This window comes from Georgenia sp. TF02-10, assembly GCF_022759505.1.
GTDB lineage: Bacteria > Actinomycetota > Actinomycetes > Actinomycetales > Actinomycetaceae > TF02-10.
Genome location: NZ_CP094289.1, coordinates 1,242,959 through 1,263,492, shown reverse-complemented (window position 1 = coordinate 1,263,492; position 20,534 = coordinate 1,242,959). Strand labels below are relative to the sequence as shown.

The following is a 20,534-nucleotide window of genomic DNA, read 5'->3' as shown; positions in this document are numbered from 1 at the left end:
TGCCCCTCGCCCGAGCCAGCGGCTCGCCGTCGGCCCGCGCGCCGCGGTCGCCCGTCGGGCCGTCACTGCCCGGGCGGTCACCCGCCGTCGGCCGCCCGCAGGTCCGCCACCGCCCGCGCCCAGCCCTGGACCTGCACCTCGGCGGAGAGCGGGCGGGCGGCGGCGTCGCTGGCCCGCTTCCACCCGGCCACGGCCGCCGGGTCGAGGGCGTCCAGCGCGGCGACCACGTCGGCGGTGGTGAACCCCGCGGTCACCGCGCCGAGCCGGTGCTGCCGGACGACGGCGGCCATCTCGGGGGACGGGCCCACCAGGACCCCCAGCCGGGCCTGGACGTAGTCGAAGAGCTTGTTGGGCAGCGCGAACCGGTAGCTGAAGGTGGCCGGCGGCAGGACGAAGACGCCGACGTCGTACCCGGCGAGCGTGCCGACGAGCTCGGCGTGCGGCACGGGGTCGCGGACGGTGACCCGCGCGGACCCGGCCGTGCGCTCCCGCAGCTCGGCCAGGTAGGCGGGGTCGTTCGGCATGAGGTACAGGTCCAGGGTGACGTCGGCGCCGGTCCGCTCGACCGCGTCGGTCATCAGCTCCAGCCGGCGGTTGCGCCGCGCGAGCCCGCTGTGCACCAGGCGGACCGGCCGGGCCACCGGGGTCGGCGCGGCGTCCCGGTAGGCGGCCGCGTTGATCACGACGCCCGCGTCGATGCCGAACTCACGCCGGTACTCCGCGGCCAGCCCGTCGCTGACCGTGGTGACCGAGGCGGCGCGGGTGACGAACGTGCGCACCAGCCACCGGTAGTACGGGGCGACGAACCAGCGCCACCGCCAGGACTCCTCGTTCTCCCGGGGGGCGTACTCGTGCAGGTCGGCGTGCACCCCGAGCCGCGGGCGCAGGGACAGCGCGAGCGGCACCGTGTCGGCGTCGTCGGCGAGGACGATGTCGAAGTGCTCCCGCGGCAGCCGCTCGCGCAGGTGGGCGACGACGGCGTTGGCGGCGTAGACCGCTGCGAAGCGCCGCTGGAGTAGCAGCGCCCGGTCCTTGTGCCAGTGGACCAGGTGGTCGGGGATGCGCACGTGGGCCGCGACGCCGTCGGGTGCCTCGCCGTACCCGCAGGTCGTCAGCTCGTAGTCGTCGGCGAGCAGCCGGACCTGGCGCAGCACGCGGGCGTCGGCGGTGATGTCCGAGAAGGACAGGACGAGCAGGCGCGGGCGGGTGCGGCCCGGTGCGCCGGCGCTCACGCGGCCCGCTCCACCAGCCGGGCGACGGCGCGGCCCCACTTGGCCACCTCGGCCTCCGCGGACAGGTCCCGGGCGTGGGCGTGCGAGGCAGCCTTGAGCTCGGCGACCCGCGGGGGCGTGAGCTGGCCCAGGGTGGCGGTGAGGTCCGCCGCGGTGAACCCGCCGGTGACCACCCCGTTCTGGGCCGCCTCGATGAAGCTCACCATCTCCGGGGACGGACCGACGACGACGCCGAGCCGCGCCTGGGCGAAGTCGTACACCTTGTTCGGCAGGGCGTGGGCGTAGCTGAAGCTGACCGGCGGCAGGACGAACACGCCGAGGTCGTGCCGGTGCAGGGTCTGGACGAGCCGGGGGTAGGGCACGGGGTCGTGGACGGTGACGTTGCCGAGCGCGGCGGCTCGCGTACGGAGCTCGGCGAGGTAGTCCGGGTGGTTCGGCGTGAGGTAGAGGTCCAGCGTGAACCGGCCCGCCAGCGGCGCCATCGCCTCGACCATGAGGTGGATGTTCCGGCTGCGCAGGCAGGCACCGGAGTGCACGAGGCGCACCGGCTGCGCCACCGGGGTCGGCGCCAGGTCCGCGAAGGGCGTCGCGTTCGTCACCACCTGGACCGGGACCCCGAACTCCCGCTCGTACTCCCGGGCCAGCCCGCCGCTGACGGTGCTGACTGAGGCGGCGCGGGGCAGGTACCGCCGGCACAGCCAGGACATGTACGGTCCGATCCGCCGCCGCCACGGCTCGTTCTCCTCGTGCAGCCGGGGGAAGTACTCGTGCAGGTCGGCATGCACCCCGCCCCGGGGGTGCAGGGCCAGTGCGAGCGGCAGGGCGTCGAGGTCGTTGGCCAGGACGGCGTCGACGTCGGTGCCGCGGAGCAGTGCGCGCGCCGCTCGCACGGCGGGCTGGCGCCAGTAGGCGGCGCGGTAGGCGCGGGCGGTGATCAGCCGCCCGTCGAGCCGGTTCGCCGCCCCCGCGGGCAGCTCGAGGTGCCGCCGGACGCCGGCCGGCGCGGGGCCGTACCCGCACGTGGTGACGTCGTACCGATCGACGAAGTACTGCACCTGCTTCAGGACCCGGGCGTCGGTGCTGATCGGGGAGAACGACAGGACGAGCAGCCGGGGGCGGGACACCGGGCCATCATGGCACCGGGCCGGCGGCGGGCCCGCCGGTACCGGACGCCGCCGGTACCCTCGGCCCCATGACCGACCCCGGGCCCCGGGTGCTGCACGTCAACGACTGCGCGGGCGTGGCCCGCAACCTCGTCCGGGCCGCCCGCGACCGGGGCTACCACTGGCGCCGCCTGCCGCCGGCGTCGGTCCGCCCGGCCGGACCGACGCCGACCGGTGCGGGGCGGGTGCGCTGGGTGCCGTACGTGCTCCGGCGGGCGGCCGCGCTGGCCCGGGCGGAGGTGGCCCACGTCCACTACGCGACGAGCGTGCCGCTGATCACCGCGCCCGGGATGCCGCGCCGGCCCTACCTGCTGCACCTGCACGGGACGGACATCCGCGAGCAGTGGGCCGCGCCGGCCACCCGGGACCTGGTGCAGCGGGCAGTCGACGGCGCCGAGCACGTCTATTTCACGAACCTCGACACCGCGGGCAACGCCCGGGCGGCACGGGCGGACGCCGAGTTCATGCCCGCCTTCGTCGACGCCGCCGAGCTCCCCGCGTGGCGGCCCGGCGCCGGCGGCCCACGAGTGGTGTTCGCGTCCCGGTGGGGGATGGAGAAGGGCGCGCCGGTCGTGCTCGACGTCGCCCGGGCGCTGCGTGCGGCGCTGCCGGCGGCGCGCCTGGTGGGCCTGGACTGGGGGCCGTCCGCGCCGGAGGCCCGGGCGACGGGCGTGGAGCTGGTCCCGCGGCTGGACCACGCCGGGTACCTGGACCTGCTGGCCGGCGCCGACCTGGTGGTGGGGCAGGCCACCGGCCTGCTCGGGGTCAGCGAGCTGGAGGCGATGGGCATCGGCGCCCCGCTGGTCTCCCCCGGCACCACCTACCCCTACCCGGACGGCACCCACCCGCCGGTGCTCGGCGGAACGCCGGCGGAGATCGCCGAGCAGGCCCGGGTGGTGCTCGCCGACCCGGTCCGGGCGGCCGAGGAGCTCGGCGGCCGGGCCTGGGTGCGGGCCGGGTTCGTGGCGGAACGCTACGTCGATGCCCTCGCGGACCGCTACGCCGCGGCGGCGGGCCGGTCCGGCCGCGCCGCGGCGTCGCGACCGCCGCGCGGTAGCGGCGTGTAGCGGCGCCGCCGTCAGCCCGGCAGCCGCAGCGCCACGTAGTGCCGCAGCACCGACTCCCGGTCCAGGTTCCCGGCCAGGTCCCGGGCGAGCACCTGGTCCACCCGGCCGGCCCGCGCCCGGCGGGCCGCCGCCGCGGCCAGGTCCGCCCCTGTGCTGGGGCCGAGCATGACGTCGATGAGGTCCCGGTCGGCCCGGGCCTGCGGGGTCAGCACCCCGGGGGCGACGGCGACCCAGCGGCGGGTGAGGTCGGCCAGCCAGGCGGCCTCGCCGTCGTGCCACATCTCCGGGCGGGGCCGGCGGCGGGCCGCCCCGAGCAGGTGGATGCGCACCGCCTTGATCGCCACCGCCCGCCGCCACGCCGGGTCCAGGGCGGCGAAGAAGTCCTGCCGGAGCAGGTGGTCCCAGGCGTGGAGTTCTTCGTCCACGCCCCGCACCGCGGTGGTCACCCGGGTGTGGGCGTCGGCGCCGACGACGTAGGCGGGCGCCCGGGTGGCGAGGTCCACCCGGACGGGCAGGGACCACAGCCGGACCGTGAGGGCGACGTCGCCGCCCGCGCGCATGCCGGGCGTCAGCCGCAGGCCGTGCTCGTCCAGGACCGTGCGGCGCAGGAGCCCGAGCGGCGCGGTGCGGTAGGCGAGGCGGTCCTTGACCGGGTGCAGACGGCGGTGGTGGCCGGGCCGGACCCGCGGGGTGGGGATCGGCTCCCCGCTCTGGTGGCGCAGCGGGGCCAGCAGCACGTCGGCGCCGGCGGCGTCGGCCCGGCGCGCCCAGGCCCGCACGGCGCCCGGCTCGAGGTAGTCGTCGGAGCCCATGATGGCGACGTACCGGCCGGTGGCCGCGTCCAGGCCGGCGTTGAACGGGCCGGACGGGCTGGCCAGGCCGTCGCGTACCTCGAGCAGGCGGACCCGGCCGCGGAGGTCGGTGGGCAGCGCCGCCGCGACGTCCGCCGGGGCGAGCTCGTGGCAGGCGATGGTCACCCGCACCCGGCCGTCATCGCCGTCACCGCCGCCCCCGCCGGCACCGTCGGCACCGCCGCGGGCGCCGTCGTCGAGGACGGACGCTGCGGCGCGGGCCACCGGCCGGGTCAGGTCGTGCAGGGCGATGACGACGTCGACGTCCGGCGCGGTCACGACAGCCCCGCCAGGCGGGCCTGGAGGGCGAACTCGGGCTCGGCGGCGACGAGCTCGTCGAAGGTGCCGCGGTTCACGACGGCGCCGTCGCGCATGAAGCAGACCTGGTCGCTGTGCCGGATGGTGGAGAGGCGGTGGGCCACCGAGATGACGGTGACCTCCCCGTGCAGGCCGCGGATGGCGCGGGTGACCGCCTCCTCGGTGGCGGTGTCCAGGGCGCTGGTCGCCTCGTCCATGACCAGCACCAGCGGGTCGGCGTAGAGCGCCCGGGCGATCCCGAGCCGCTGGCGCTGCCCGCCGGAGAGCGCGATCCCCCGCTCGCCGATCCGGGCGTGGATGCCGCCGGCCCGGCCGGCGACGACGTCGCTGAGCTGGGCCCGGTCCAGCGCGGTGCGCACGCGCTCCTCGTCCACGTCGGTGCCCCAGGTCAGGGCGACGTTCTGGGCGATGGACCCGTCGAACAGCGCGACGTCCTGCGGGACGTACCCCACCCGCGAGCGCCAGGCGTGCAGCACCTCCACCAGCGGGACGCCGTCGAGCGCGATGGTGCCGCGGGCCGGCACGAGCAGCCCGAGCAGGATGTCCACCAGGGTGGACTTCCCGGCGCCGGAGGACCCGACGAGCGCCAGCGAACTGCCGATCGGCACGTCGAGGTCGACGTCGCGGACCGCGGGCACCGCCGCCGTGGGGTAGGTGAAGGTCACCCCGCGCAGGGTCAGCACTCGCGGGCTGCCGGGGATGGGCGCCGTGCCCACCTGCTCGGCGTTGGCGGTGTACCGCTCGGCGGCGGCGATGTCCCGCAGGACCGCCTCCACTTGCGGGATGTTCGCCGAGGTCTGGGTCAGCACGTTCTGCACGGTGGTGACCGAGGGGATCATCCGGAACCCGGCGACGGCGAACAGGGCCACCGAGCTCAGCGCGGCCTCCATCCCGCCGCCCAGGTACGCCACCCCGCCGACCAGCACGAAGCCGCCCACCAGGGCGGCCTCGACCACGTACTTCGGCACCGTGTTGAGGAACCGGATGTTGCTGCGCGCCCGGGTGGAGTGCCGGCGGGCGTCGTGCACCACCGTGGCCGCCTCGCCGAGCTTGTCCCGCAGGGTGATCTCCTTCAGGGCGGAGACCATCTCGGTCATCAGGGTGGCCACCCGGAAGGAGTAGCGCAGGTTCACCTTCCCGGCGGTGACCGCCTGCCGGGAGATCCCCAGGTAGAGCACCACAGCGACCAGGGCGAGGTAGCCCAGGGTGACGGCCGCCGTCGTCGGCTGGGCGACGACGAGCACGACGAGGACGGCGAGGAACGTCGCGGCCTGGGACGGCAGGGTCGCGGCGGGGAGCAGCACCCCGGAGATGGTGTTGGCGATGCCGACGTCGGCGAGGCGGACCAGCTCGGCGGAGTTGCGGGCGAGGCGCTCGGTCCACGGCGCGCCGATGTAGGCCGCGAAGAGGCGGTCCCCGATGGCGAGCTCGTAGCTGGCGAAGCGCCGGGTCGCCGCCCACTGCAGGGCGAGCGCGAGGACGCCCTTGAGCACGATCAGCGCGCAGACGACGAGCAGGATGCCCACGTAGCCGTCCTCGGGCACCGTCCCGACGAGAGGCAGGGAGAGCGGGCGCTGCTGGATCATCGGGGCGAGGGTGAGGGCGACCAGGCCGAGGGCGGCGACGTCGAGGAGGGCGAGCGCGGCGCTGAGCGCCATGTACAGGTTGAGGAACCGCCGGGCGCCGGCCGGCAGCAGCGGCAGCAGCTGGCGCAGCGTGGCGAGGAGGCGCTTCACCCGGCCACTCCCGTGCCGAGCACGACGGCGTCGAACGCCGGGCGGACGGTGGACCAGTCGCGGTGCGCCAGCACCCACTCCTGCGCCGCGCGGGCGGCAGCTGACTCGTGCGGGCGCTCCCCCGCGGCGCGGATCCGGTCGGCCGCCTGGGCCGGCGTGGCGACCACCCACTCGGCCGGGTACTGCGCGGCCGGGCCGCCCCAGCCCGCCAGGTCCGGCCAGTCCCGCACGACCGGCAGGGCCCCGCTGGCGGCCCCCTGCAGGAGGGCGAGGTGGGCGGACTCCTGACGGCTGGTGCTGAGCACCACCCCGACGTCGCGCAGCGCGCCGGGCACGTCGTCGGTGAACCCGCGGACCTCCACGGCCGGGCCCAGGGCGGCGAGCCGGGCGCGCAGCCGGGCGTAGTACTCCCTCGCCTCCGGCCACGGCTCGGCCGGGTCGGCGGAGCCGATGAGCAGCAGCCGCCAGCGCGGGTCCGCCCGGCGGAGTCGGTCCAGGACGTCGAGGGCCCAGGCGGGGTCCTTGACCAGCCGGTCCCAGCCGACCAGGGCGCAGGTCCGCGCCGCCGCCGGGGTCTTGTCCTGCCGGCAGGCGGTCAGGTCCGCGTGGTTGGGCACCACGCTCACCCGGGCCTGGTCGACGGCGGGGGCCGCGCGCCGGACGACGTCGCGGAAGTCGGGCGAGACGAAGATGACGTCGTCCACGCCGGACCAGTCCGTGAGGAGCGGGAGGCTGGTCAGCGCCTCGTACCGGTGCACGCGGGCGACGACCCGGGCACCGACCTCGTCCAGGAGCGAGAGCCAGGCCAGGGCGCGGTGCCCCCACTCCACCAGGACGGTATCCGCCCAGGTGAAGGTCTCGCGGAGGTGGGCCGGCACCGGGAGCCGCTCACCGGCCACCCCGCGGCGGAGCCGGGCGCGGGTCAGCGCGCGGACCTCGAGTTGGGCGCCGAGGGCCGGGTCGGCGTCGAGGTCCAGGGTGCGAACGGTCAGCCCGTCGGTGCGCCGGTAGTCGGCGACGATGTCCCGCACGAAGGTGAAGTTGCCGGCGGCGACGACGAGCAGCCGCTCGGTCCGCCGGCGCGGGCGGCGGGGCCGAGGGCGGGGGGTGGCAGTGAGCAGCTCGACGGCGCGGGACGCCCGGAACGGGGCCAGGAAGGCGTCCGGGTCGGCCAGCAGCGGGGAGCGGTGGGCGCCGAAGTGCCGGGAGGGGTGGTACGCCAGGGCGAGGGCCTCGACGAGCCGGTCTGCGGCGGCGTCCAGGTGGCCCCGGTCCAGCGCCGCGTCGGCGACGGCGAGGCTGCCGGTGACCCGGTCCGGCAGGTCGGCGGGGACCTGGCCGGCGGCGAGCTGGGCGAGCGCCCGCCGCGCCGCGAGCACCTCCCGGGCCTCGGGTGCGCCGGCCCGCCGCTCGGCGAGCCGCAGGGCGGTGGCGGCGTCGGCCGGGAAGCCGCGCCCGGAGAGCAGGTGGCCGGCCCAGGAGCCGCGGGCGACGGCGGCCTCCGGCGGGGCGCCGAGCAGGCTCGCGCGCAGCCCGGCCCGCACCGCGCGCCGGCCGACGCCGGAGCCGACGAGGACGTCGAGGGTGGTCCCGATTAGGCTCACGCGCTCGTCCGTCCCGGCCGGCAGGCAGGGTGCCGGCTGGCAGGGTGGTCGGCGACAGGCACGGCGCCACCTTACCGAGGGCGGTGGCGCCGACGGTGGGCCCATGCGGGCTGGCGCGCGGGTGCCGGGCGGCCCGCGGCCGGCGGCTCCGCCTGCGCGCCGGTGCCGGCCGCCGGCGGGCGGCCGCGAGCACGACGTCGGCGGCGCGCCGGGCAGCGGCCGCAGCCGACGCGTTCCGGGACACCCAGGCCGCGAGCCGGTGGGGGTCGGCCGGCGGCCCCTCCAGGGCCGCCACCATCGCCGCGGCGACGCTGGCCGGGTCGTGGTCGACGGCCCAGCCCAGCCCGTCGCGGGCGATGTCGACGGCGGCGGGCCCGGGGCCGGCGTAGACCACCGGGGTGCCGCAGCCGAGGGCGGCGAGGACTTTGGTGGGGTAGGCGAGGTCGTAGCCCTGGCCGGGTCGGATGCTCACCAGGGCGGCCCGGGCGCCGCGCTGCCAGCGGGCGGCCTCCTCGGCGGGCACGACGCCGCGCATCTCCACGGTGCCGGGGGGCAGCTCGGCGGCCGCCGCGGCGATCTCGTCCCACGCGCTGCCCTGCCCGAGGAACACCACCCGGGCGGCCGGGACCTGCGCGAGCACCTGCGGCAGCGCCCGGAGGAAGACATCGGCGCCCTGCCACTCGGAGGTGGTCCCGGCGTAGACGAGGTACGGCGCGTCTGCCGGTTCGGGCTCCGGTCGGACGGGCGCCGACCGGGCCGGTGCGGACCCGGCCGCAGTCGGGCCGGCCACAGGGCGGGCGACCGGCCCGTCGGGGCGGAAGACGCTGGTGTCCACCCCGTTGCGGACAATCACCACCCGGGCGATCCCGAGCTCGGCGAGCCGCTCCGCGACGGCGTCGGAGACGGCGATGACGCTGGCGGCCCCGCGCATGGCGAACCGCTCCACTGCCCGCAGCACCCGGGCCACCGGACGCGGCAGACCCGCGGCCGCCGCGGCGTCGGACCAGATGTCCGCCGCGTAGTAGACGTAGGGCAACCGCCGCAGGGCGCTGGTCAGCCGGACGACCAGGCCGGTGGTCGGCGGCGGCTCGCACACGACGACGTCGGCGGGGTGGGCGAGGAGGCGCAAGGCGAGCGGGAGGTCGAAGCTGAGGTAGGGCAGATACCCGCGCAGGTAGCCGGTGCGGTCGCGGAGGACGGGCCACCGGCGGACGGCGACCCCCGGCCGCGTGGTCGCCCGGCCGCCGTCGCGGTCCCGGGCGGTAAGGACGGTGACGCGCGCTCCGGCCGCGTCGAGCGCGTCGCACAGGGCGGCGAGGCGGAACGAGGCCGCCGCCGGCTCGGGCGAGAAGATCCGGGTGGCCACGGTGACCCGTGGCGGGGACGGCGCGGACCGCTCTCCCATAACCGTCGAGCGGTCCCGCTGCGCCGGCCGGTCCTGCTGCGCCCGGCCCCCGGCCGCCCGGGTGCTGCTCATGCCTCGCCGACCCACCGGCGTGAGCCTAGCCGGGCCGGTGCGCCGGCCTTGCCAGGGACCTCGGTCAGGTCCCCCGGCAGCCCGGTGCGCCGTTGCTACTCTCGCCGGATGCCCGCCCAGCCCGCCGGTCGCACCGTGCGACCGGTGCGCCTCGACGCGCTGACGGGCCTGCGGTGGTGGGCCGCCTTCGGGGTCTTCGCGCACCACATGACGAACCTCGCCCCGCTCCCGGTCGCCGAGGTGCTCAGCCTCGGCGCCCAGGGGGTCACCTTCTTCTTCGTCCTGTCCGGGTTCGTGCTCACCTGGTCGGCGGACCCCGCGGTCTCCCCGGCGACCTTCTGGTGGCGCCGCTTCGCGCGCATCTGGCCGGCGCACGTCGTCGCGCTCGCCCTGGCCGTCCCGGTCTTCTACGACGTCGCCCCCGACCCGGCGCAGACGTGGGTGAAGCCGTTCTCCGCGGTGCTGCTGCTCTCGGTCGGGCTCCTCCAGGGCTGGTCGACCTCCCCGGCGGTGCTCTTCTCGGGGAACCCGGCGGCCTGGACGCTCAGCTGCGAGGCCTTCTTCTATGCCCTGCACCCCGGCCTGCAGCGGTGCCTGCGCCGGCTGGGACGGGGCGCCGCCGTCGCGGCCGTGGTCGGCCTGCCGGTGCTGGCGGCCGCGTTCTTCCTTGCCCGCCCGCACCTGGCGGTGCTGTCCGCGGTCCCCCAGCCCGTGCTCCGGCTCTGGGAGTTCCTGCTGGGCATGGCCCTGGCCCGGGCGGTGCAGACCGGGTGGCGGCCCCGGCTGCCCGTGCGGGCCTCCCTGCTCGTCCTGGCCGGTGCGGCGGCGGTCGTCGTCGGCCTCCCGCGGGTCGCCCCGGCGGTGTGGGCCGCAGGGCACGGCGGCGAGCTGACACCGGTGGTCATCGGCACGGTGTGCGGGATCGTCATCCTCGCCGCGGCGCTGCGGGACCTGCGGGGGACGACCAGCTGGTCCTCCTCGGCGCCGCTGGTGCGGCTCGGGCAGCTCTCCTACGCCTTCTACCTCGTGCACGCCACGCTGATCTACGCGGTCACGTCCGTGGTGGGGCGGGCCGAGGCGTCCTGGGCGAACCTCGGCTGGTACGCCGTCATGCTCGCCGTCTCCCTCGTGGTGGCCGCGGCGCTGCACGGCTGGGTGGAGAAGCCGCTCGAGCGACGGATCCGCCGCGCGCGGGACCGGCACGACGCCCACGGGGCGGCGGATGCGGTACCGGCACTGCCGCCGAGCCCTGCGCCCGCGGTTGCCCCTACCAGCGAGGCGACGCCGGACGGACGCTGACCGCCGTCGGCGTGGGGGCACCGCCCGCTGAACCTCCCGGAGAGCTGAACCTCCACGCCCTCCCGGGCACGCGGCCAGCGTTCGTCCTGAACCGGCCCGTGCGGCCGGGTGCGGCGCGTGCGGGCCTACCCGTGCGCCCGGTCGTCAGGCGCGCGGGGATCAGGTGGCAGGCGTCCGGACCCGTCAGAGATCGACGGTGATTCCTTCCGCGGCGGCACGGAGGATGGCTTCGACGACGGTGAGGGTGTGGACGCCTTCGGTCATGGTGACGGCGGCGGTGGTGGGGTGGCCGTTGATGGTGTCGCGAAAGTTCTCCTGCTCCACCCGCAGGGGTTCGCGCTTGGTCAGGGCGTAGCGGATGGCGTCGCCCTCGGCGACGCCGCGGAAGGCGGCGACGGTGTCCCACTGGGTGGTGGTGGTGCCGTTGGCGTAGAAGGTCAGGTCCCCGGTGGTGGTGTCGGCGACCAGGGCGCCCTTCTCCCCGGTGACCACGGTCTGGCGTTCCTTGCGGGGGGAGAGCCAGTTGACCGTGTGGCTGACGATGATGCCGTTGGCCAGGCGGCCGGTGGCGAGGACCATGTCCTCGTGCTGGCGGCCGGAGCGGTGGGCGACCTGGGCGCTGACGGTGGCGTAGGGGGACTGGGCCAGCCAGGCGGTCAGGTCCACGTCGTGGGTGGCCAGGTCCTTGACCACCCCGACGTCGGAGATCCGCCCGGGGAAGGGGCCCTGGCGGGAGGTGGTGATCTGGTAGACCTCCCCGAGCGCGCCGTCGGCGATCCGCTGACGCATCGCCAGCAGGGCCGGGTTGCACCGCTCGACATAGCCGACCGCCCCGACCAGGCCGGCGTCCTCGAACGCGGCCGCGACCCGTGCGCCGGCCTCGGCGGTGTGCGCGATGGGCTTCTCCACCATGGTGTGCACCCCCGCGGCGGCGAGGGCCAGGGCGACCTCCTCGTGGTGGGCGGTGGGCACCGCCACCACCGCGGCGTCGATCCCCGCAGCGATCAGGGCCTGCACGTCGGGCAGGACGGGCAGGCCGCCGGCGACGGCGAACCGGTCCCCGCCCGGGTCGGCGACGGCGACCAGCTCCATCCCCGGGGTCTCCCGCACCACCCGGGCGTGGTGCCGGCCCATCGACCCCAGCCCGATCACCCCCACCCGGATGCTCCCCCCCGACCCGGCCACTCCGGCCGGGGCGGGGCTGGGTGCGGTCGTCGGCTGGCTCGCGGTGGAGGTGCTGGTCTCGGTGGTCATGCTTCAGGCTCCCGCGTTGACGGTGGTGTTCACGGCGGTGGTGATCCGGTCCAGGTCGGCCGGGGTCAGGGATGGGTGGACCGGCAAGGAGATGACCTCCGCCGCCGCCCGCTCCGTCTGCGGCAGGTCCGCCCCGCCCGCGTACCCGGACAGGGACTCCAGCCGGTGGCACGGGATCGGGTAGTAGACCCCGGAGCCGACCCGGTGCTCCTCGCGCAGGGCGGTGACCACCCGGTCCCGCTCGCCCGCCGACGCCCCGGGCAGCCGGACGGTGTACTGGTGGTAGACGTGCACCGCCCCCGCCGCCACCGGCGGCACGGTCACCCCGTCCAGGTGGGCGTCCAGGAACGCGGCGTTGGCCTGCCGCTTGGCGGTCCACCCGGCCAGCTTGGTGAGCTGGACCCGGCCGATCGCGGCGTGGATGTCGGTCATCCGGTTGTTCAGCCCGACCACCTCGTTGGCGTACTGCCGCTCCATCCCCTGGTTGCGCAGCAGCCGCACCCGCCGGGCCAGGGCCGGGCCGGCGCAGGAGACCATCCCGCCCTCCCCGGAGGTCATGTTCTTCGTCGGGTACAGCGAGAACATCCCGAACTCCCCGAACGTCCCCACCGCCTGACCGCCCAGCGACGCGCCGTGGGCCTGGGCGGCGTCCTCGAACACCGCCAGCCCGTGCTCGGCCGCGACCGCGGCGAGGCCGGTCATGTCCGCCGGGTGGCCGTACAGGTGCACCGGCAGCACCGCCTTCGTCCGCGGCGTCACCGCCGCCGCCACCGCGGCCGGGTCCAGGCAGAAGTGCTCCGGCTCGATGTCGGCGAACACCGGCACCGCCCCGGTCAGCGCCACCGCGTTCGCCGTCGCCGCGAAGGTGAAGGACGGCACGATCACCTCATCGCCCGGCCCCACCCCGGCCGCGAGCAGCCCCAGGTGCAGCCCCGAGGTCCCCGAGTTCACCGCCACGCACTCCCGCCCGGCCACCAGCTCCTCGGCGAACTCCGCCTCGAACGCCGCCACCTCCGGGCCCTGCGCCACCATCCCCGAGGCCAGCACACGGTCCACCGCCGCCCGCTCCTCGGCCCCGATCAACGGCCGCGCCGCAGGAATCAGCTCCACCATCACTCCCCCACCTTCCGAACCGACTCGCCAAGCTCCTCGTACACCTCACCCGTGCGCGGGCACCGCCACCGGCCCTCGCCGTCGGGCACCAGCGGCACGCCGGCCGTCCCGACCCAGCCGATCCGGCGGGCCGGCACCCCGGCCACCAGGGCGTGCGCCGGCACGTCGCGGGTGACCACCGCGCCGGCGGCGACCATCGCCCAGGCCCCCACCCGCACCGGGGCCACGCACACCGCCCGCGCCCCGATCGAGGCGCCCTCCTCGATCTGCACGCCGACCGGCTCCCAGTCGTCGGCGGCCTTCAGCGTCCCGTCCGGGTTCACCGCGCGGGGGAAGGCGTCGTTGGTCAGCACGACGCCTGGGCCGACGAACACGCCGTCGCCGAGCACCGCGGGCTCGTACACCAGCGCGTAGTTCTGCACCTTGCACGCCCTGCCCAGCACCACGCCCGGGCCGACGTACGCCCCGCGGCCGATGACGCAACCGGGGCCGAGCACCGCACCCTCGCGGACCTGGGCCAGGTGCCACACCGCCGAGCCGGCACCGATCTCCGCGTCCGCCGCCACGTCTGCCGAGTCCACGACCCGTGCTTCCATCTGTCTTCTCCTCGTGCGGCGCGGGGGCGCGCAGTCGTCTCTCGGGCCGGCCGCGGCGCGGACGCGCCTGCCGCGGGGCCTCCCGTGCTGGACGCAGCAGAGGCTATCCCAGCGTCCGGAACCTCCCCTGGGACCGAGGGCTGACAGAATGCGGGCATGACGGACCCGGGCGACCTCTCGGACGCGTGGCTCGTCATCCCCACCTACAACGAAGCCTCGATCATCGGCGCGGTGGTCGCCGAGGCCCGCGAGCGCTTCGCCCACGTCCTGTGCGTGGACGACGGCTCGACCGACGGGTCCGCCGAGCGGGCCCGGCTGGCGGGCGCCGTCGTCGTGCGGCACCCGGTGAACCTGGGCCAGGGGGCGGCGCTGCAAACCGGGTTCGAGTACGTGCTCGGGCAGACCGACGCCCGCTACCTGGTCACCTTCGACGCCGACGGCCAGCACGACGTCCTGGACGCCGAGGCGATGGTGCGGCTGGCGCGGGAGCGGGGGGTGGCCATCGTCTTCGGCTCGCGGTTCCTCGACGAGCGCACCCGACCGGGGTGGGCCCGGCGGGCGGTGCTCAAGACGGCGGTGTGGGTGACCAACCAGTCCACCGGGCTGGCCCTGACCGACGCGCACAACGGCCTGCGGGTGATCCGCCGGGACGCCGCGGAGCGGATCAACCTGCGGCAGAACCGGATGGCCCACGCCAGCGAGATCGTCACCCAGCTGGGCCGCACCGGGCTGCCGTGGGTGGAGCACCCGGTCCACATCCGGTACACCGTGTACTCCCGGGCCAAGGGGCAGTCGCTGCTGAACTCCGTGAACATCCTCGTCGACCTGCTGGTGAACTGAGATGTGGATCCAGGTCCTGCTGATCGCCGGGATCGCCGCCGCGGTGGTACCCCTGACCCGCTCCGCCGCGGGGGCGAGCCACCAGGCCATCCGCCGGCTCCTGCTCGTGGCGTTCGGCGTGCTGGCTGCCGTCTCGGTCCTCTTCCCGAGCCTGGTCACGACGGCGGCACGGCTGCTCGGCGTCGACCGTGGCACCGACCTGGTGCTCTACCTGCTGGTGCTCGCGTTCTTGAGCTCGCTCGCCACCACCTACCGCCGGATGAGCACGCTCGAGCGCAAGCTCACCGTCCTGGCCCGGCGGCAGGCCCTGAGCGACGCCCGGCAGGAGCGCCTCGAGCAGGCCGACCCGGCCGACCCGCCGCCGAGCCGCCCCGACGCCGTGGGCGACGGGCGGCAGGAACGCCGCGAGCAGGCCGACCCTGGCGGCCCACCGCCGAGCACTGCCGACGCGCTGGGTGACGGCCGGCCGGAGCGCCCCGGCCCGGTCGACCCCGGCGACCCGCCAGGGAACCGCTCCAACCCGCTGAGCGATGGCCGGCAGGAGCGCCAGCACCAGGTCGAGCGTGGCCACCCGCCGGCCGGTCGCTGACGTCCTCCCGGCCCGCGGCGCCGCCGACGCACACCGCCGCCCCTGCCCTGGGGGCAGGGGCGAGCTGCCGGGAGCAGCCCTGACCCTGCCGGGCGTAGCGTTGACGCGCGGCGGGCGGCCCCTGTGCCGTTGACCACGGCCGGGAACGCCGGCGGCTGCTGTGGCGCGGGTCGGCGATCCGTATGATCGGCCGGATGGCAAGACATGCCTCGGCGCCGGCCGGCCCGCCACCGGCCCCGCCCCGCCCGGGCCCACCCCCCGCGGAGGCGCCTCGGCATGCCCGGACCCGGCGGGCCCGGGACACCCTGCGCCGGGCCGGGACCGCTGCCCTCGCGCTGGTCCTCTTCGTCGGCAGCGGCGCGGCGTTCGCCTACTCCGAGATCCAGGGCAACGTGAAGCGGCACGACATCAGCGGCCTGCTCGGGGAGGACCGGCCGGGCGGCGACGCCACGCCGGAGCCGGTGGACGCCCGGGCCGGTCAGCCGATCAACATCCTCGTCCTCGGCTCGGACGTCCGGGAGGGCGAGAGCGACGTCGACGGCGCCGGCGCAGCGGGCGCGGTGACCGGGATGCGCTCGGACACCACGATGATCGCGCACGTCGCCGCCGACCGGTCGCGGGTCGAGCTCGTCTCCATCCCCCGCGACACCCTGGTGGACATCCCGTCCTGCACGCTCGCCGACGGGCAGCAGACCGAGCCCCAGCAGGACGAGATGTTCAACTCCGCCTTCCAGATCGGGGGGCAGGACGGCGACGTCGGCGCTGCGGCGGCGTGCACCATCCGGACCGTCGAGCAGCTCACCGGGGTGGGCATCGACGACTTCGTCGTGGTGGACTTCGCCGGCTTCATCAACGTCGTCGACGCGCTCGGCGGGGTACCGATGTACATCGAGGAGGACATCGACGACCCCGCCACCGGGCTCGTGCTGAGCCAGGGCTGCAACGTCCTCGGCGGCGAGGCGGCGCTCGGCTACGCCCGGGCCCGCAAGGCCGCCGCCTTCGACGGCTCGGACATCTCCCGCATCGGCCGCCAGCAGGAGCTCGTCGCGGCCATCGCCCGGGAGGCCCTCAGCAAGAACCTCCTCACCGACCTGCCCTCCCTGTATCGGTTCCTCGACGCCGCCACCTCGACCCTGACCACCGGCCCGTACGTGGGCGGGCTGCCCACCATGGCCGGGCTGGCCAACGCCATGCGCGGGCTGGACGCCGAGGACATCCGGTTCACCACCATGCCCTTCGAGTGGGCCGGCCCCCGGGTCCGGCCCACGGCCCAGGCCGCCGAGCTGTGGGCGGCGCTGGAGGCCGACCAGCCCATCGACGCCACCCTGACCGGCACCGGCGAGGCACCGGCCGAGGAGACCTCGCCAGCCGACCCGGCCACGCCGGAGGACCCGTCGGCCGCCCCGACCACCAGCCCGGCCCCGGCTCCCGCCGCGCCGGAGCCGACACCGACCACGCCCATCTGCACGAAGTAGGGTGTGCGACCGTGGCCGCCGCACCGGGCGGCCGACGCCGGCCGGGCCGGGGCAGTGTCCGCGTGGTGACCGAGCACGGGAGGGACGGGCGTGAGCCAGGACGACCGTGAGCCTCCGCCGCCGAGCTTCCCGCCCGCCGGCGCCCGCCGGCCGGCCCCGCGCAGCCGGCCGGCTGCTCCGCCGCGGCCCCGGGACGGGGCCGCCCGCGACGACCGCTCCGGGCCCGACGCACCACCCGTGCGCCGCCGCTCCTTCCGGAGCGCTCCGGACCAGCCGGCCCGCAGCGCTCCGGACCAGCCGCCCCGCAGCGCCCGGGACCAGCCGCCCAGCTACCGCCCCGGCGGCGAGCAGCGCGCCGCCCCCGGCGCGGCGCCGTCGTACCCGCCTGGGGGACAGCCCCGGCCCGGTGCCGCCCGCGGCGCCGCGGCCACCCGGGTAGCTCCGGCTCAACAGAACCGGCCCGCGCCGGCGCAGCCAGGCCGGCCGGCACCTGCCTCCCCCGCGCGCCCGGCCCGCCGCCGGCGCCGCCCGCTCGCCTGGGCGCTCGCCGTCGTGCTCGTCCTCCTGGTGGCGTGGCCCGCGGGGCTGCTCGTGTGGGCCAACGGGAAGATCCGGCACACCGAGGCGCTGACCGGGTCGGCGGACACCCCGGGGACCACCTACCTGCTGGCCGGCTCGGACTCCCGCGGCGACGGCGCCGTCGCCGACCCCACGGCGGGCCAGCGGTCGGACACCGTGATGGTCATGCACGTCCCGGCCGACGGGCCGACGGCGCTGATCTCCCTGCCCCGGGACACCCTCGTGGACGTCCCCGGGCACGGCCAGAACAAGCTCAACGCCGCCTTCTCCCTGGGCGGCGCGCCGCTGCTGACGCAGACCGTCGAGGAGCTTACCGGCCTGACCATGGACCACTACGTGGAGATCGGCATGGGCGGGGTCCGGGACGTCGTCGACGCCGCCGGCGGGGTGGACCTGTGCCTGGACTACGACGTCGACGACGAGCTCTCCGGCCTGCAGTGGACCGCCGGCTGCCACCCGGCCGACGGCGCCACCGCCCTCGCCTTCGCCCGGATGCGCTACTCCGACCCGACCGGGGACATCGGCCGCGGCGAGCGGCAGCGGCAGGTGGTGGGCGCCGTCGTGAAGAAGGTCGCGACGCCGGCCACCGTGGTCAACCCGGTGCAGCAGGTGCGGCTCCTCGACGCCGGCACCGGCGCGCTGCTGACCGGCACCGGGACCGGCATCATCGACCTGGGCCGGATGGCGCTGGCGTTCCGCAATGCCACCGGGCCGGACGGGCTCATCGGCACCCCGCCGGTCGCCAGCTTCGACTACCACCCCGGCGGTCTCGGCTCCACGGTGCTGCTCGCCGACGACGCCCCGGAGTTCTTCGCTAAGATGCGCGACGGCGAGCTGCGGCAGGCCGACCTCGACGCCCCGGCGTAGGCGGCCGCGGGCCTGCCGATCACCGACGCTGGCGTGCCGGTCCCCCGCGCCGGCTTGCCCCGAGCCCCGGCGCCCGTGGTTGTCTGGCGGCATGACGCACACCAACGACGACGCCGTGATCCGCCGCCTGCTCACCACCCCCGGCCGGTGGGCCGTGGTGGGGCTGTCCGAGAACCCGGCCCGCACCGCCTACAACGAGTCGCGGTACATCCAGCGCGACCTGGGCATGGAGATCGTCCCGGTGCACCCCAAGGCCGAGCCCGTGCACGGTGCCCCGGGCTACGCCACCCTGGCGGAGGTACCCGGCAGGATCGACGTCGTCGACGTCTTCGTCCGCTCCGAGCTCGCCGGAGCCGTGGTGGACCAGGCCATCGCGGTCGGCGCGGGAGCGGTCTGGCTGCAGCTCGGCGTCGTGGACGAGGCGGCCACGGAGCGGGCAGCGGCGGCCGGGCTCGACGTCGTCATGGACACCTGCCCGGCGATGGACGGACCCCGCCTCGGGATCGGCTGACCAGGGTTCCGCTAGATCCGCCGATCGATGGTGGTAGCACCCGGGGACGGCACGCGCCACGATTGTGGCCATGGAGAGCGAGTCGCTGCGCGAGGTGCACGACCACCTCAGCGACGTCGTCGACCGCGTCGAGCGTGAGCACGAGCGTGTCACCGTGACTCGTGACGGCCGCGCCGTCGCGGTCATCATGAGCCCGGACGACCTGGAGCAGCTGGAGGAGACCCTCGACGTCCTCAGCGATCCGCAGGCGCTGGCAGACATCCGTGCGGCAGATGCCGCTTACGCCCGCGGCGACGTCGTCCGCGGCACCGACGCCGTCCGGCGGCTGCGGCCGTGATCTGACCGGAACCCACCTGGGCTGGTCCTCGCGCCGCCCGCCCCCGGGCCGTCCGCACCCCCTGACGGGGGCCCCCGGGACACGATCGCTCCGCAGCCTCGTTGCTGATCGGTGCTCCTCGACCACGGCAGACCGAGACCGGCGTCACACGGTCTGCCGCAGGATTCCCCTCGATCCGACTGCGGATATCGGCGGCTCCTGCCACCATACGAGGGGCACCGTGCCGGGGTGGGGGACCAGCGACACCCCGACACGGTGCGTCCATGTCCATGGTCAGTCCTAGGGTGCGTGCGATGCAAGCGCCTCGGCCGGCCCCTGGGGATAACTGTGTGGACGGACACCCGGAGCGGCCGTCGGCACCGCCCTACCGCCCCGCCGTCGCGGCCTCCAGCGCCGCCGGGCGCTCTGCCGACCGGGTCGGCACCGGCCGCGGCCCGGCCCGGAGCACCCGCTCCAGCCAGCGCCGCAGCCGCGGGCCCACCCGCTTCTCTACCTGGTAGATCGCGGTGGCGAGCGCGACGGCGACCGCGCACGCGGCCGCCAGGGTGACCCACCGGCCGGCGTGCGGGGACAGCAGACTGATGGTCCACCAGCCCCAGTACTCGTGGACGAGGTAGAGCGGGTACGTCAGCGCCCCGAGCGTCCCCAGCCACCGCCAGCCCAGCCGCTGCACGCGGGTGAGGGCGATGACCGCGACGGTGGCGAAGCAGCCGGCGGTGAGCACCCCGAGCAGCACCGGGCTGGGCGTGAAGATGGTGTTGGTGGTGACCGAGTGCATCTGCCACGGGACCGTGTTCCGCACCGCCAGCGCCACGTTCAGGCCGAGCAGCAGCCACGGGGCGCGGGCCGGGCCGTCGCGGTGCAGCAGGTACAGGAGCATCCCGCCGGCGAAGAACGGGGCGTACTGCGCGATCAGCACCTCCCCCGCGTCCGCCCACCGCAGCTCATGAGCGACCTGCGCCGCGAGCGGCCACAACGCGCAGAACCAGAGCACCCGGCGCCGGGTCAGCCCCCACGCCACCAGCAGGGCCATGAGCACGTAGAACCGCAGCTCGGTCCACAGCGTCCAGTACACGCCGTCGACGTGCCGGACGTCGACGAGCTCCTGCAGCATGGTGGTGTTGACCAGCGCCTCCACCACCGAGATGTCCTTGCCCGCGGGCCAGACGAAGAGCAGCAGGACGGAGGTGGCGAGGAGCGCGAGCCAGTAGGCCGGGTACAGCCGCGCCACCCGCGAGGCGATGACGTGCCGGACGTCCCGCCCCCAGGCGGTCATCAGGATGACGAAGCCGGAGATGACGAAGAACTGCTCCGGCCCGAGCACCCCGTAGATCACCGCCGGACCGGTCTCGGGGAAGACCTCCCCCGGCTCCTCGCCCCACACCTGGGACCAGCGCGCGGTGAAGTGGTAGAGCACGACGCCGACGGCGGCGAGCAGGCGCAGCCCGTCCAGGGCGTACAGTCGCGGCCGCGCCGGGCCGGTCACGGGGGGACGGCCCGGCGCGGCGCGCGCGGGCAGGCGCAGCGTCTCGGTCATCGACTCGACCGTAGGTCGTGGGCGGTCGCGGCGCAGTCGAGTATCACGGTTTGGTAACGATACGTGGCCGACGGCGGCCGGCGCCAGGG

17 protein-coding genes and 1 pseudogene are annotated in these 20,534 nt (G+C 76.1%); 8 read left to right on the top strand and 10 right to left on the bottom strand.

Features of this window, described 5'->3' with window-relative positions:
• Positions 1–77 precede the first annotated feature (77 nt).
• On the bottom strand, positions 78–1,232 hold the full coding sequence (locus MF406_RS05725) for a glycosyltransferase family 1 protein (protein WP_242897001.1): 1,155 nt from the start codon (positions 1,230–1,232) through the stop codon (positions 78–80).
• Positions 1,229–2,356 (bottom strand): glycosyltransferase, encoded by a 1,128-nt coding sequence (locus MF406_RS05720; RefSeq protein WP_242897000.1) that lies wholly within the window; start codon positions 2,354–2,356, stop codon positions 1,229–1,231. The genes MF406_RS05725 and MF406_RS05720 overlap by 4 nt, the downstream gene beginning before the upstream one ends.
• Before the next feature lie 68 nt (positions 2,357–2,424).
• Between MF406_RS05720 and MF406_RS05715 the strand changes: the two genes are divergently transcribed.
• On the top strand, positions 2,425–3,462 hold the full coding sequence (locus MF406_RS05715) for a hypothetical protein (protein WP_242896999.1): 1,038 nt from the start codon (positions 2,425–2,427) through the stop codon (positions 3,460–3,462).
• A gap of 11 nt (positions 3,463–3,473) precedes the next feature.
• On the opposite strand, the gene MF406_RS05710 is transcribed toward MF406_RS05715, so the two are convergent.
• The 4 genes and pseudogenes from MF406_RS05710 to MF406_RS19035 form a co-directional block, all read right to left on the bottom strand.
• A complete protein-coding gene (locus tag MF406_RS05710; RefSeq protein ID WP_242896998.1) occupies positions 3,474–4,592 on the bottom strand; it encodes a glycosyltransferase in 1,119 nt (372 codons plus the stop codon).
• A complete protein-coding gene (locus MF406_RS05705; protein ID WP_242896997.1) occupies positions 4,589–6,367 on the bottom strand; it encodes an ABC transporter ATP-binding protein in 1,779 nt (592 codons plus the stop codon). Before MF406_RS05705 ends, MF406_RS05710 begins: the two co-directional genes overlap by 4 nt.
• On the bottom strand, positions 6,364–7,971 hold the full coding sequence (locus tag MF406_RS05700; RefSeq protein ID WP_242896996.1) for a glycosyltransferase: 1,608 nt from the start codon (positions 7,969–7,971) through the stop codon (positions 6,364–6,366). The genes MF406_RS05705 and MF406_RS05700 overlap by 4 nt, the downstream gene beginning before the upstream one ends.
• A gap of 280 nt (positions 7,972–8,251) precedes the next feature.
• A pseudogene (locus MF406_RS19035) lies at positions 8,252–9,376 on the bottom strand (glycosyltransferase family 4 protein); the annotation flags it as partial.
• Positions 9,377–9,556: 180 nt separating this feature from the next.
• On the opposite strand from MF406_RS19035, the gene MF406_RS05690 reads away from it, so the two are divergent.
• A complete protein-coding gene (locus MF406_RS05690) occupies positions 9,557–10,747 on the top strand; it encodes an acyltransferase (RefSeq protein ID WP_242896995.1) in 1,191 nt (396 codons plus the stop codon).
• Positions 10,748–10,930: 183 nt separating this feature from the next.
• On the opposite strand, the gene MF406_RS05685 is transcribed toward MF406_RS05690, so the two are convergent.
• The 3 genes from MF406_RS05685 to MF406_RS05675 all read right to left on the bottom strand — a co-directional run bounded on the left by MF406_RS05685 (position 10,931) and on the right by MF406_RS05675 (position 13,710).
• Positions 10,931–11,881: a Gfo/Idh/MocA family protein gene (locus MF406_RS05685; RefSeq protein WP_242897700.1), complete on the bottom strand. Its 951-nt coding sequence runs from the start codon at positions 11,879–11,881 to the stop codon at positions 10,931–10,933.
• Positions 11,882–12,004: 123 nt separating this feature from the next.
• Positions 12,005–13,114 carry a DegT/DnrJ/EryC1/StrS aminotransferase family protein gene (locus tag MF406_RS05680; RefSeq protein ID WP_242897699.1) on the bottom strand — a complete coding sequence of 370 codons (1,110 nt, stop codon included), beginning with the start codon at positions 13,112–13,114 and terminating at the stop codon, positions 12,005–12,007.
• Positions 13,114–13,710: an acyltransferase gene (locus tag MF406_RS05675; RefSeq protein ID WP_242896994.1), complete on the bottom strand. Its 597-nt coding sequence runs from the start codon at positions 13,708–13,710 to the stop codon at positions 13,114–13,116. Before MF406_RS05675 ends, MF406_RS05680 begins: the two co-directional genes overlap by 1 nt.
• 156 nt (positions 13,711–13,866) lie before the next feature.
• On the opposite strand from MF406_RS05675, the gene MF406_RS05670 reads away from it, so the two are divergent.
• The 6 genes from MF406_RS05670 to MF406_RS05645 all read left to right on the top strand — a co-directional run bounded on the left by MF406_RS05670 (position 13,867) and on the right by MF406_RS05645 (position 18,908).
• A complete protein-coding gene (locus tag MF406_RS05670) occupies positions 13,867–14,550 on the top strand; it encodes a glycosyltransferase family 2 protein (RefSeq protein ID WP_242896993.1) in 684 nt (227 codons plus the stop codon).
• 1 nt (position 14,551) lies between these two features.
• Positions 14,552–15,139, top strand: coding sequence for a DUF2304 domain-containing protein (locus MF406_RS05665; protein WP_242896992.1), 588 nt, complete (start codon positions 14,552–14,554; stop codon positions 15,137–15,139).
• A 194-nt stretch (positions 15,140–15,333) separates the two neighbouring features.
• Positions 15,334–16,614: an LCP family protein gene (locus MF406_RS18860; protein WP_305852990.1), complete on the top strand. Its 1,281-nt coding sequence runs from the start codon at positions 15,334–15,336 to the stop codon at positions 16,612–16,614.
• A gap of 90 nt (positions 16,615–16,704) precedes the next feature.
• A complete protein-coding gene (locus MF406_RS05655; protein ID WP_242896991.1) occupies positions 16,705–18,060 on the top strand; it encodes an LCP family protein in 1,356 nt (451 codons plus the stop codon).
• Positions 18,061–18,151: 91 nt separating this feature from the next.
• On the top strand, positions 18,152–18,571 hold the full coding sequence (locus MF406_RS05650) for a CoA-binding protein (protein ID WP_242896990.1): 420 nt from the start codon (positions 18,152–18,154) through the stop codon (positions 18,569–18,571).
• 70 nt (positions 18,572–18,641) lie between these two features.
• Complete coding sequence (locus MF406_RS05645; RefSeq protein ID WP_242896989.1) at positions 18,642–18,908, top strand: type II toxin-antitoxin system Phd/YefM family antitoxin; 267 nt, start codon at positions 18,642–18,644, stop codon at positions 18,906–18,908.
• A 364-nt stretch (positions 18,909–19,272) separates the two neighbouring features.
• Here MF406_RS05645 and MF406_RS05640 read toward each other — a convergent pair whose 3' ends face one another.
• Positions 19,273–20,445, bottom strand: coding sequence for an acyltransferase (locus tag MF406_RS05640; RefSeq protein WP_242896988.1), 1,173 nt, complete (start codon positions 20,443–20,445; stop codon positions 19,273–19,275).
• Between the last annotated feature and the right edge of the window lie 89 nt (positions 20,446–20,534).

Bases quoted from the DNA above. Each gene is read 5' to 3' on its own strand.
- MF406_RS05680 (WP_242897699.1), bottom strand. From the start codon at position 13,114: ATGGTGGAGCTGATTCCTGCGGCGCGGCCGTTGATCGGGGCCGAGGAG.
- MF406_RS05690 (WP_242896995.1), top strand. From the start codon at position 9,557: ATGCCCGCCCAGCCCGCCGGTCGCACCGTGCGACCGGTGCGCCTCGAC.
- MF406_RS05670 (WP_242896993.1), top strand. From the start codon at position 13,867: ATGACGGACCCGGGCGACCTCTCGGACGCGTGGCTCGTCATCCCCACC.
- MF406_RS05665 (WP_242896992.1), top strand. From the start codon at position 14,552: ATGTGGATCCAGGTCCTGCTGATCGCCGGGATCGCCGCCGCGGTGGTA.
- MF406_RS05715 (WP_242896999.1), top strand. From the start codon at position 2,425: ATGACCGACCCCGGGCCCCGGGTGCTGCACGTCAACGACTGCGCGGGC.
- MF406_RS05685 (WP_242897700.1), bottom strand. From the start codon at position 11,881: ATGGGCCGGCACCACGCCCGGGTGGTGCGGGAGACCCCGGGGATGGAG.
- MF406_RS05675 (WP_242896994.1), bottom strand. From the start codon at position 13,710: ATGGAAGCACGGGTCGTGGACTCGGCAGACGTGGCGGCGGACGCGGAG.
- MF406_RS05645 (WP_242896989.1), top strand. From the start codon at position 18,642: ATGGAGAGCGAGTCGCTGCGCGAGGTGCACGACCACCTCAGCGACGTC.
- MF406_RS18860 (WP_305852990.1), top strand. From the start codon at position 15,334: ATGGCAAGACATGCCTCGGCGCCGGCCGGCCCGCCACCGGCCCCGCCC.
- MF406_RS05650 (WP_242896990.1), top strand. From the start codon at position 18,152: ATGACGCACACCAACGACGACGCCGTGATCCGCCGCCTGCTCACCACC.
- MF406_RS05640 (WP_242896988.1), bottom strand. From the start codon at position 20,445: ATGACCGAGACGCTGCGCCTGCCCGCGCGCGCCGCGCCGGGCCGTCCC.